The sequence below is a fragment of the Pseudomonas sp. DTU12.1 genome (assembly GCF_009873475.1).
Classification (GTDB): Bacteria; Pseudomonadota; Gammaproteobacteria; order Pseudomonadales; family Pseudomonadaceae; genus Aquipseudomonas; species Aquipseudomonas proteolytica.
The window spans coordinates 679,923-691,723 of record NZ_CP045254.1 but is presented as its reverse complement, the minus strand read 5'-3'; the positions used below and the strand labels follow the sequence as shown (position 1 = coordinate 691,723).

11 protein-coding genes are annotated in these 11,801 nt (G+C 61.5%); 9 read left to right on the top strand and 2 right to left on the bottom strand.

What is annotated here, in order from left to right; all coding sequences use genetic code 11:
• Window positions 1-41 precede the first annotated feature (41 nt).
• The gene (mscK, locus tag GDV60_RS03030) at window positions 42-3,380 is read left to right on the top strand and encodes a mechanosensitive channel MscK (RefSeq protein WP_159906244.1); all 3,339 of its coding nucleotides are present in this window, start codon (window positions 42-44) and stop codon (window positions 3,378-3,380) included.
• Between the two features lie 48 nt (window positions 3,381-3,428).
• Window positions 3,429-4,892: a protein adenylyltransferase SelO gene (selO, locus tag GDV60_RS03025; protein ID WP_159906242.1), complete on the top strand. Its 1,464-nt coding sequence runs from the start codon at window positions 3,429-3,431 to the stop codon at window positions 4,890-4,892.
• A 6-nt stretch (window positions 4,893-4,898) separates the two neighbouring features.
• On the opposite strand, the gene GDV60_RS03020 is transcribed toward selO, so the two are convergent.
• Entirely contained in the window at window positions 4,899-5,300 is a 402-nt protein-coding gene (locus GDV60_RS03020; protein ID WP_029299232.1) for a type II toxin-antitoxin system HigA family antitoxin, read from the bottom strand.
• Window positions 5,301-5,601: 301 nt separating this feature from the next.
• Between GDV60_RS03020 and trxC the strand changes: the two genes are divergently transcribed.
• Window positions 5,602-6,036: a thioredoxin TrxC gene (gene trxC, locus GDV60_RS03015; protein WP_070996509.1), complete on the top strand. Its 435-nt coding sequence runs from the start codon at window positions 5,602-5,604 to the stop codon at window positions 6,034-6,036.
• Between the two features lie 355 nt (window positions 6,037-6,391).
• On the opposite strand, the gene GDV60_RS03010 is transcribed toward trxC, so the two are convergent.
• Window positions 6,392-7,162, bottom strand: coding sequence for a ParA family protein (locus GDV60_RS03010; RefSeq protein WP_159906240.1), 771 nt, complete (start codon window positions 7,160-7,162; stop codon window positions 6,392-6,394).
• 348 nt (window positions 7,163-7,510) lie between these two features.
• On the opposite strand from GDV60_RS03010, the gene GDV60_RS03005 reads away from it, so the two are divergent.
• The 6 genes from GDV60_RS03005 to GDV60_RS02980 are packed head-to-tail and all read left to right on the top strand — an operon-like array spanning window position 7,511 to window position 11,738.
• Window positions 7,511-8,230 (top strand): beta-ketoacyl synthase chain length factor, encoded by a 720-nt coding sequence (locus tag GDV60_RS03005; protein ID WP_159906238.1) that lies wholly within the window; start codon window positions 7,511-7,513, stop codon window positions 8,228-8,230.
• Window positions 8,206-9,018, top strand: a complete 813-nt coding sequence (locus GDV60_RS03000) for a 1-acyl-sn-glycerol-3-phosphate acyltransferase (protein ID WP_159906236.1) — start codon at window positions 8,206-8,208, stop codon at window positions 9,016-9,018. Before GDV60_RS03005 ends, GDV60_RS03000 begins: the two co-directional genes overlap by 25 nt.
• Window positions 8,996-9,265, top strand: coding sequence for a phosphopantetheine-binding protein (locus tag GDV60_RS02995; RefSeq protein WP_070996513.1), 270 nt, complete (start codon window positions 8,996-8,998; stop codon window positions 9,263-9,265). The genes GDV60_RS03000 and GDV60_RS02995 overlap by 23 nt, the downstream gene beginning before the upstream one ends.
• A gap of 9 nt (window positions 9,266-9,274) precedes the next feature.
• Window positions 9,275-9,529, top strand: coding sequence for an acyl carrier protein (locus tag GDV60_RS02990; protein WP_003209389.1), 255 nt, complete (start codon window positions 9,275-9,277; stop codon window positions 9,527-9,529).
• On the top strand, window positions 9,526-10,071 hold the full coding sequence (locus GDV60_RS02985; RefSeq protein ID WP_159906234.1) for a hypothetical protein: 546 nt from the start codon (window positions 9,526-9,528) through the stop codon (window positions 10,069-10,071). The genes GDV60_RS02990 and GDV60_RS02985 overlap by 4 nt, the downstream gene beginning before the upstream one ends.
• Window positions 10,068-11,738 carry an acyl-CoA synthetase family protein gene (locus GDV60_RS02980; protein WP_159906232.1) on the top strand — a complete coding sequence of 557 codons (1,671 nt, stop codon included), beginning with the start codon at window positions 10,068-10,070 and terminating at the stop codon, window positions 11,736-11,738. Before GDV60_RS02985 ends, GDV60_RS02980 begins: the two co-directional genes overlap by 4 nt.
• Window positions 11,739-11,801 lie beyond the last annotated feature (63 nt).

The window sequence follows — 11,801 nt, the reverse complement described above, 5'->3', positions numbered from 1 at the left end:
TCAGCACGCCCCCTATTCTTCATCTTGTTCGACCGGTCTCTATGACAATCCTGCGCACTTTTTTAGCCACTGCCTTGCTGGGCCTGAGTCTCTGCGTCAGCCCCGTATTCGCCGCCGACCCGCCAAGCATCGAGAGTGTGCAACAGACCCTGGACAAGCTGCCGGACCGCAAACTGCCCGACGCCGACATGAAGGCGCTGCAGAACGTTTTGCAGCAGACCCTGACGTTGCTGGGCAACAAGCAGGACTACGAGCAACGCCTGAGCGATCTCAAGCGCCAATTGCAAGATGCACCCCGCCAGACCACGGAAAACGCCCGTGAACTGGCCCGGCTCAAGGGCACCAAGGTTGTCCCGGTGGCCCAACGCTACGCCAGCCTGCCGGTGCCGCAGCTCGAACAACTGCTGGTGCAGCGCAGCACCCAGCAAGGCGACCTGCAAAAAGAGTTGGCCGACGCCAACAGCCTGAGCATCGCTGCCCAGACCCGCCCCGAGCGCGCCCAGACCGAAATCAGCAACAGCCAGACGCGCATCCAGCAGATCAACAGCATCCTCAAGGCCGGCAAGGACAATGGCAAACCGCTAAATGGCGACCAGCGAAACCTGCTGAACGCCGAACTGGCGGCGCTCAACGCCTTGATCCCGCTGCGCCGCCAGGAACTGGCCGGCAACAGCCAACTGCAAGACCTGGGCAACAGCCAGCATGACCTGGCGGTGGAAAAAACCGCGCGCCTGGAGCAGGAAATCCAGGACCTGCAAACCCTGATCAACCAGAAACGCCTGGCCCAGTCCCAGGAGACTGTGACCCAGCAGTCCATCGAGGCACAGAAGGCCGGCGGCAGCAGCCTGCTGGCCACGGAAAGCGCAGCCAACCTGAAGCTGTCCGACTACCTGCTCAAAAGCACTGACCGGCTCAATGAGCTGACCCAGCAGAACCTGCAAACCAAACAGTTGCTGGACAATGTGACCCAGAGCGATTCGGCCCTGGACGAGCAGATCAACGTGCTCAAGGGCAGCCTGCTGCTGTCGAAAATCCTCTATAAACAGAAGCAGGCCTTGCCGCGCCTGAAAGTCGATCGCGACCTGGCCGACGATATCGCCAACATTCGCCTGTACCAATTCGAGGTCAACCAGCAGCGCGAGCTGATCAGTTCACCGAGCGCCTACGTCGACAACCTGCTGGCCGACCAGCCACAGGACCAGGTCACGCCACAGCTGCGCCGCACCCTGCTGGAACTGGCCGTGACCCGCAGCGACTTGCTCGAACGCCTGAGCCGGGAACTGAGCTCACTGCTCAACGAATCCATCACCCTGCAACTGAACCAGAAGCAACTGCTCAGCACCGCCGCCAGCCTGCGCGCGACCCTCGACGAACAGATGTTCTGGATCCCCAGCAACAAACCGCTGGACGTCGAATGGCTCGAAGGCGTGCCCAACCGCCTGAGCAAACAGGTCGACACCCTGCCCTGGGCCTCCAGCCTCAGCGAACTGTACGACGGCCTGGCCCAGCGCCCGTTGCTGTTTTTGCCCCTGCTGCTGCTGATCGGCGCACTGTTGTGGCGGCGCAGCAACCTGTATGACCGGCTGAAGAAAATCCACATGGATATCGGTCACTTCAAGCGTGACAGCCAGTGGCACACCCCGGTCGCGATCCTGGTGAATATCCTGCTGGCCTTGCCCGTGACCCTCGGCCTGGCGCTGTGCGGCTATGCCCTGCAAATCGATGCGCGTGGGCAGAACGCCAACCTGGGCATGGCCCTGGTGCAGATCGCCCAGGCGTGGCTGGTGTTCTACACCGCCTACCGGATCCTCGCGCCGGGTGGCGTGGCCGAATTGCATTTCCGCTGGGAAAAACCCCAGGTCGAATTCCTCCAGGGCTGGATCCGCAAACTGGGGCTGGTGGTGTTGGCGCTGGTGGCCGTGGTGTCCATCGCCGAGCATCAACCGGCAGCCCTGGCCGATGATGTGCTGGGTATCGCCGTGGTCCTCACCTGTTATGGGCTGATGGCCTGGCTGCTCAGCCGCCTGCTGCTCAACAGCCCGACCCATGAAAAAGCCTCACTGTTTCGCAAGGTCGTCGGCGTCGCGTTTACCGCGCTGCCCATCGCGCTGTTTATTGCCGTGTGCTTTGGCTACTACTACACCGCGCTCAAACTCAGCGACCGCCTGATCAACACCCTGTACCTGCTGATGTTCTGGCTGGTGATCGAAGCCACCTTCGTCCGTGGCCTGGGCGTTGCCGCACGGCGCCTGGCCTACTCCCGCGCACTGGCCAAGCGCCAGGCCGCCAAGGAAGCCGGCGACGGCGAAGTGGTGATCGAGGAACCGACCCTGGATATCGAGCAGGTCAACGAACAATCCATGCGCCTGATTCGCCTGGCCTTGCTCGGCGGTTTTATCGCGGCGCTGTACTGGGTCTGGTCCGACCTGATCTCGGTGTTCTCCTACCTGGACAACGTCACCCTCTACGAATACACCAGCGGTACCGGCGCCAATATCAGCATGGTGCCCATCAGCATCGGCGACATGCTCGGCGCGCTGATCATCATCGGTATCACCTTTGCCCTGGCGCGCAACCTGCCGGGGCTGCTGGAAGTGCTGGTGCTGTCGAAGCTGGACCTGGCCCAGGGCAGCGCCTATGCCACCACCACCTTGCTGTCGTATGTCATTGCCGGTGTGGGTTTTGTGTCGACCCTGTCGACCCTCGGGGTGAGCTGGGACAAGCTGCAATGGCTGGTGGCCGCACTGTCGGTGGGCCTGGGCTTCGGTATGCAGGAGATCTTTGCCAACTTTATCTCCGGCATCATGATCCTGTTCGAGCGCCCGGTACGCATCGGCGACACCATCACCATCGGCAACCTGTCGGGCACGGTGAGCAAGATCCGCATCCGCGCCACCACCATCACCGACTTTGACCGCAAGGACATCATTGTCCCGAACAAAACCTTTATCACCGGGCAACTGATCAACTGGTCGCTGACCGACACCATCACCCGGGTCACCCTCAAGCTCGGCGTGGACTACGGCTCCGATCTGGACCTGGTGAAGGAATTGTTGCTCAAGGCCGCCAGGGATAACCCGCGCGTCCTGAAAGACCCGGAACCCCACGTGTACTTCCTCAACTTCGGCGAAAGTACCCTCGACCACGAATTGCGCATGCATGTGCGCGATCTGGGCGACCGTAACCCGGTGATCGATGAGGTCAACCGCTTCATCAATCGTGAGTTCAAGAAACAGAGCATCAATATTTCGTTCCGGCAGATGGAGGTTTACCTGAAGAACCTGCACGGCCAGGAATACAAACTGGTGGAAATCGAACCCCTGAGCAAGCCGGCCAATGACGGCTCGCCACAACCCACGCCGCCGACCAAACTCGACTAACCGCTTTATCCCCAGCAGAATGCTCGGACATTCTGCTGGAGATGGCCGGTGAAAGCCCTCGACGACCTGACCTTCGACAACCGCTTCGCCCGCCTGGGCGATGGTTTCTCAACCCACGTACTGCCCGAGCCCATCGACGCGCCACGGCTGGTGGTGGCGAGCAGTGCCGCCATGGCCCTGCTTGATCTCGACCCGGCCGTCGCCCAGACACCGGTGTTCGCCGAACTGTTCGGTGGCCACAAGCTGTGGGCCGAGGCCGAACCACGGGCGATGGTCTATTCGGGGCATCAGTTTGGCTCCTACAACCCACAACTGGGGGATGGTCGCGGCTTGCTGCTGGGCGAGGTATATAACGCGGCCGGCGAACACTGGGACTTGCACCTCAAGGGCGCGGGGCAAACGCCTTACTCACGCATGGGTGATGGCCGCGCGGTACTGCGCTCTTCGATCCGCGAGTTTCTCGCCTCCGAAGCCTTGCACGCCCTGGGCATCCCCAGCAGCCGTGCCCTGTGCGTGATCGGCTCCGACACCCCGGTATGGCGCGAAAAACAGGAACGTGCTGCCATGGTCCTGCGCCTGGCGCCGAGCCATATCCGCTTTGGGCACTTCGAGTACTTCTACTACACCCAGAAAACCGAGTTGCACCAGCAACTGGCCGAACACGTGCTGAAGTTGCACTTCCCCGAATGCCAGGAGCAACCCGAGCCGTACCTGGCGATGTTCCGCGAGATTGTCGAGCGCAACGCCGAGCTGATCGCCAAGTGGCAGGCTTATGGCTTTTGCCATGGGGTGATGAACACCGACAACATGTCGATCCTGGGTATTACCTTCGACTTCGGGCCGTTTGCCTTCCTCGATGACTTCGACGCCCATTTCATCTGCAACCACTCCGATCATGAAGGCCGCTATTCCTTCAGCAATCAGGTACCGATCGGCCAGTGGAACCTCAGTGCCCTGGCCCAGGCATTGACGCCGTATATCAGCGTTGAAGCCCTGCGCGAAACCCTGGGCCTGTACCTGCCGCTCTACCAGGCCCACTACCTGGACCTGATGCGCCGCCGCCTGGGCCTGACCACTGCCGAAGACGACGACCAGAAACTGGTAGAGCGCTTGCTGCAACTGATGCAAAACAGCGGCGTGGACTACACTTTGTTCTTCCGCCGCCTGGGGGATGAGCCCGCCGCACTGGCCGTGGCGCAGTTGCGCGATGACTTTGTTGACCTCAATGGGTTCGATACCTGGGCAGACCTATATAAAGCCCGTGTCGAGCGCGATGGCAACAGCCCCCAAGCAGAACGCCGCGAGCGGATGCACGCAGTGAACCCGCTGTACATCCTGCGCAACTACCTTGCACAAAACGCCATCACCGCCGCCGAGTCCGGCGACTACAGCGAAGTGCACAGGCTGCATGAGGTGTTGAGCAAGCCATTTGAAGAACAGGCAGGGATGGAGCAGTACGCCCAGCGGCCCCCCGATTGGGGCAAGCATTTGGAGATCAGTTGTTCGTCATAGCTCTTTTCAGATGAACATATCCACAGGCACTTTAAAGTGCTCTGCCAGCCAACGAATCTGTCGCACGTTGAGCTGGCGCTTGCCACTGAGAATTTCAGAGACCACCGATTGAGGACCTACGCCCGGTAAATCACTCTGGGTCAAACCGTGCTCCTGCATCATTGACCGCAACACTTCGACACCACTCACCTCGGGTATCGGCCAATGCTCCAGATCGTAGGCCTCGACCCAGTCGCCGATAATATCCACCAACCCCATCAGGGGGTGGGTTTCGTCGTCCCCGACAATATCCAGCAATTCGTCGAGGGCCTCGACCAGCACATCGTAGTCAGCCTCGCTTTTGGGCTTGCGCAACAGCGGTGACACAAATTCCCAGTGCTCAACAGCCTGCTCAATCAATACGCTCATTTTCCTGTCACTCCTTCCACTTGCCCTTGGCATTTCGAATGGGTCTCACACTGATTACTCGCATGCAATATCCTTATCGCATCTTGCTATGGGGGTTAGTCTCGGCATCAAATTATCGCAATATGCGATAGGTGCTCAGCAGACCAGCGGCACAATCTCAAACTTGCATACGTAGCCTAGGTAGGCGGCCAAACGTGCGCACAGGCAAAAATGTGAACACATGCGTCGCCACCGCCGAGCCTTGATAATTTCGGTCTTGGCTCCAAATAGAGTTCATTGGCAACTTCAACGGAATCCCACCATGTCCGATCCCCTGGTAATCCCCTGCCCTCATTGCAATGGCCTCAACCGCATCCCCCACGAACGCATGGGCGATGCCCCAAAGTGCGGGCGATGCAAGCAGCCGGTGTTGCTGAGCAAACCGTTTGAACTGAAACAGGGCGACTATTCCAGCCAGATCAAGGGCGACTTGCCGCTGCTGGTGGATGTGTGGGCAGAGTGGTGCGGGCCGTGCAAATCGTTTGCGCCGGTGTTTGAACAGGCGGCCGGGCAGTTGGCGGGCAAGTGCCGGCTGGCCAAGCTCGATAGTGAGGCCAACCAGCAGCTTTCGGCGCAATTGGGGATTCGCTCGATTCCCAGCCTGATCCTGTTCAAGAATGGCCGGGAAGTGGCACGCCAGAGCGGGGCGTTTGCGTTACCGCAATTGATGAGCTGGTTGCGCAGCCAAGGGGTGTAACCCTGTAGGAGCGGGCTTGCCCGCGATGGCCATAGGTATCTACACAACTTTGCAGCAACACCTAAATCCAGACAGATAGCGCAGTTGTGGCGAGCGGGCTTGCCCCGCGCTGGGCTGCGAAGCAGCCCCAATAAGACGAATACGTTGTACCAGATACACCGCAGCGGCTGGTTTTGGGGCTGCTTCGCAGCCCAGCGCGGGGCAAGCCCGCTCGCCACAGGGGAGTTCGTCAGTTTCTGAAAGTTGTGTAGATACCTATGCCGCGATGGCGAGGGGCAGCTTGATGGATATGCAAGCTGGCACACCGTCATCGCAGGCAAGCCAGCTCCCACATAGACCGTGTTCACCCTTCAGATCAGGTGTTTTCCAGCAGGTTGTGCAGCTCCACGAACTGTCGGGTCAGTTTGTGGCGCGGGTCGAGGTGGATCAGCGGTTTGCTTTCCTGGTGGGACTCGCGCATGCGCACGGAACTGGCCAGGTACACCGGCAACACCGGCAGGCCTTCGGCAATCAACTCGTCGAGCATCTGCTGCGGCAGGCTCGCCCGGGCCTGGAACTGGTTGACCACGATGCCTTCCACTTCCAGGCCTCCGTTGTGGTCGTCCTTGAGCTCTTCGATTTCCGCCAGCAGGCCGTACAGCGCCTGACGCGAAAAACTATCGCAATCGAACGGGATCAATACGCGATCAGCTGCAATCAGCGCGGAAACCGCATAAAAGTTCAGGGCCGGCGGCGTATCCAGGTAAATCCGGTCGTAATCCTCGGCCAATTCATCAAGCAGTTTTCGCAGCTTGTTGATCTTGTGCTTGGCCTCAAGCTTGGGCTGCAGGTCCGCCAGTTCCGCGGTGGCGGTGATGACGTGCAGGTTGTCGAATGGGGTTTCGTAGATATCCACCTGGTTTTTCTTCGAAAACGGCCCGGATGACAGGGTCTGCTTGAAGAAATCGGCAATGCCCATGGGGATATCGTCACCCGTCAGCCCCGTCAGGTACTGGGTCGAGTTGGCCTGTGCATCGAGGTCCACCAACAGGGTTCGATAGCCTTCGCTAGCGCTGACCGCCGCCAGGTTGCAGGCGATGCTGGATTTGCCAACGCCGCCTTTTTGATTGAACACCACGCGCCGCATGGAAAAACCTCCGTGTATCAATGAATGCCCGAGTGTAGAGGGCAAAAGCGCCCGCTCGCTACCTTGATCAAGCATGTACTACAGCATCAGAGGATCGATCCCGCATAACTATCTCGTATTACGCCAACCAACACAGACCTGCCTGACACCAAACACCTACAGCCATTGGCGGAGAATCGATGATTCATTTCGCTGACTTTGTAATATCTCGTGAACAATTCTTTACCAAAGTTTGCTAGAACCCCACCGCACCGGGATAATGCGCGCCACTCGGCCATCGCGCCATGTCCCGCCATTGCGGGGCAAACTGCAGCACAAGGAAGCCCGCAGGGGCGGGAAATCTTCTCAGTGATCAATTTCAACATCGCCCAATGGCGCGCCTGGGCCCCTGGGCTCGACAGCGTGGATGCCTGGCGCGACTGGTGCCAGGCCCCGACGTTGCTGGCCCAAAGCGATGCCGCGCCCGATGTGTCGTTCCTGCCGGCCATGCAGCGCCGGCGCCTGAGCCGCCTGGCCCGGATGGCCTTCAGCGTCGGCTGGCCCTTGGCAGAAGGCCTGCAGGACCTGCCGCTGGTGTTTGTTTCACGTCATGGCGAAACCCCCCGCACCCTGGATATCCTCAGCGACCTGGCCAATGACCAGCCCCTGTCGCCCACCCAGTTCAGCCTGTCGGTACACAATGCGGTGATTGGCCTATGGTCGATCCTGCGCAATGAAACCAGCGAAATGACCGCCCTGGCAGCGGCAGGCGACGGCCTGGAGCACGGCATGCTCGAAGCGGCGGCCCTGCTAAACGAAGGCGCGCCGGCCGTGCTGCTGGTGATTACCGAAGAACAGCCACCCCCGGCCTACACGCGCTGGATCAATGATGTGCCGTTCCCCTATGCCCTGGGCCTGCTGCTGACCCCAGGCGACGAATGGCAACTGGCGCTGCACACCGCAACGGTCCAACCCACCGAGACCCAGTGGCCCCACGCCCTGAACCTGCTGCGCACCCTGCTCAACGAGCAAGGTGCCTGCCAACATGCCTGGAAGAACCGAGTATGGAACTGGCAACGCAAACCCTGACCGACAAGCCCCGGGACGCCTACTACTGGCGCCTGTTCGCCACGGCGGCCAGCTTCGTGCTGTTCGGCCTGGGCGGCTTGTGCCTGCGCCTGCTGGTGTTTCCACTGCTCAGCTGCCTGCCGGGGGACGCCCAGCAACACCAACGTCGCGCGCGCCTGACCATCGGGCGGTTGTTCTGGTTCTTTATCAACATGATGTACCGCGCCGGCATTCTGACCTACAGCGTCGAAGGCGCCGAAAAACTCGGGCGCCCCGGGCAGATGATCATCGCCAATCACCCGTCGCTGATCGATGTGGTGGTGCTGATCGGCCTGGTGCGCCAGGCCAATTGCGTGGTCAAGCAAAGCCTGTGGCAAAACCCCTTCACCCGGGGCCCGGTGAGCGATGCCGGCTATATCAGCAACGACGGCAGCATCGACATGCTCGATGCCGCCGCAGGCGCCCTGCGTGGCGGCCAGACCCTGATCATCTTCCCCGAAGGCACCCGCACCGTGCCAGGCGCGCCGCCGGCCTTTCATCGCGGGGCCGCCGCCATCGCCCTGCGCGGTGCGACAATCATCACCCCCGTGGTGCTCAAGGTCAGCCCGACCACGCTGACCAAGGCCGAGCCCTGGTATCGCATCCCCAACCGCCGCTTTCACTTCAGTTTGCAGGTGGGGGCCGATATAGACCCACAGGTGTTTGCCTCACAAGGGCCCGCACCCCAGGCCTCACGCAAGCTCAACGATTACCTGCATCACTATTTCATTAAGGAGCTCGCCGAAGATGAGCAACCCCAACAGCCTTGAGCACGACATTAAAACCCTGATCATCGAGGCCCTGGGCCTGGAAGACATCGACGCCAGCGACATCGGCAGCGAGCAAACCCTGTTCGGCGAAGGCCTGGGCCTGGATTCGGTAGATGCCCTGGAATTGGGCCTGGCGATCCAGAAAAAGTACGGTATCAAGATCGATGCCGACGCCAAGGACACCCGCAATCACTTTATCAACGTGGCCAGCCTTGCGGCGTTCGTCACGGCCAGACAGGCAGCTTGAGACCCGACCATGCAAACTCGTGACGATATCTTCAACACCCTGCGCGACGCCCTGGTGGAACTGTTTGAACTGGAGCCGGAGCGGGTCACCCTCGACGCCAACCTGTACCAGGACCTGGAAATCGACAGCATCGATGCGGTGGACCTGATCGACCATATCAAGCGCCAGACCGGCAAGAAAATCGCCGCCGAAGAGTTCAAGGCCGTGCGTACGGTCAATGACGTGGTCGAGGCGGTCTACCGTCTGGTCCAACCGGCCGCATGAGCCGGCTGATCGGCCTTGGCCTGTTGCTGGTAGGGCTGCTGTATCCTTTTGCGGTGTATTACGGCACGGAGCATTTCGCGCCCTGGCAATTCGGCCTGCTGCTGGCCTGCCTGTGGCTGTTGCGCGCGCTGACCCGCGCACGGCGCCCCGGCAGTGGCTGGATGGCCTTTGTCGCGGTGGTGTTTTGCCTGCTGCTGGCCTGGTTCGACAACCCGCAACTGCTGCGCTGGTACCCGAGCCTGGTCAGCACCTTCATGCTCGCGCTGTTCGGCCTGAGCCTGAAATACGGCCCGCCGATGGTCGAGCGCCTGGCGCGCCTGAGTGACCCGCATCTGCCGCAAAAGGCTATTGCGTACACGCGCCAGGTCACCGTGGTATGGAGTGTGTTTTTTTTGTGTAACGGCCTGCTCGCCGCCGCGCTCACCCTGTGGGCACCGCTGAGCTGGTGGATGTTGTACAACGGCCTGATCGCCTATGGCTTGATGGGCCTGTTGTTTGCCGTGGAATGGCTGGTACGACAAAGGGTTCGAGGCCGCGTATGAATTGGGTCAATCTTGAGCATCTGTTGCTTGAGCCTGTGGAACTGCGTTCGGTCACCACCGAACCTGCGATGAACCACGCACAGCTGTGCGAACGGGCCCTGAGCCTGGCGGCCGGCCTGCAAGCCCGCGGCATCCAGCGCCTGGCGGTGCACTTGAACGACGCCGGCGAGCTGGCGATTGCCTTGCTGGGCGCCTGGCAGGCCGGGGTCAGCGTGTTGCTGCCAGCCGACCTGCAACCCCAGACGCGCCAACGCTGGGCCGCTGATGTTGACGCCTGGCTGACCGAAGCGGGCGACCTGGATGCGCTCTACCAACCGCCGCTGGCCGCCGCCGCCCTGGACCTGGACGCCTGCCATTTGGGCCTGTGTACCTCCGGCTCCAGCGGCGAGCCCAAGCGCATCGACAAGACCCTGCGCCAACTGGCCAACGAGGTGCGGGCCCTGGAAGCCTTGTGGGGCGCCGACCTGGGCCAGGCGTGCATCATCGGCAGCGTCGCCACCCAGCATATCTATGGCCTGCTGTTCCGGGTGCTGTGGCCGCTGTGCGCCGGTCGCAGCTTTGTGCGCCAGCAACTGCCGTTCCCCGAGGACGTGCAGCGCATCAGTCGCCAGCACCCGCATTTTGCCTGGGTGGCCAGCCCGGCCCTGCTCAAACGCATGGGCGATAACCTCGACTGGGCGGCCTTGAGCAGCGTCAAGCGCGTGTTCTCCTCCGGTGGTGCGCTGCCCATCGACGCGGCCAACAGCCTGCACCAACGCCTGCAGCAGTGGCCGACCGAGATCCTCGGCAGCTCGGAAACCGGCGGCATTGCCTGGCGCCAGGACCAAACGCCCTGGCAGCCGTTTGCCGATGTGTGCCTGAGCCAGGATGCCGAGGGCGCCTTGCGCATTGCCTCGCCGTACCTGCCGGCCGGGCATGTCGAACAGACTGCCGACGCCGCCCAGATCTACGCCGACGGCCGCTTCGAATTGCTCGGGCGCCTGGATCGGATCGTCAAGCTGGAAGAAAAACGCATCTCCCTGCCCATGCTCGAACACGCCCTGGCCGAGCACGCGTGGGTTGCGGAAGCGCGCCTGGGGGTGGTCCAGGAAAACCGCGCATCCCTCGGCGCCCTGGTGGTGCTCAGTGGCGACGGCCTGCACGCCTTGCGTAACCAAGGCCGGCGCAGCGTCACCCAGGCCCTGCGCCAACACCTGAGCCAACACTGCGAAGCCCTGGCCCTGCCCCGTCGCTGGCGCTTGTTGCGGCAGCTGCCGTTCAACCCCCAGGGCAAACTGCCCCAGGCACAGATCGAAGCCCTGCTCCTGGCGCCGCGCCCCAAGGCCCCGCAAGTGCTGGCGCAAGTCGAAACTGACGGCGAATGGACCCTGCAACTGAGCATCCCCCCGGACCTGGCCTACTTCAGCGGGCATTTCCCTCACACGCCGGTATTGCCGGGTGTGGTGCAGGTGGAATGGGCGTTCAACCTGGGCCAGCAATTGCTCGACCTGCCGCCGACGTTTGCCGGCATGGAAGTGCTCAAGTTCCAGCAACTGGTACGCCCTGGCGACGTGATCGAACTGCACCTGCGTTTTGATCGCGAGCGCGGCAAGTTGTACTTTGCCTATCGCAACGACAGTGCGGCGTGTTCCAGTGGGCGGGTTTTGCTGGAGCAACCCCATGAGTGAGCCCCTGTTCCCGCGGCTAATGGGCTTGTTGTGGCGAGCGGGCTTGCCCCGCGCTGGGCTGCG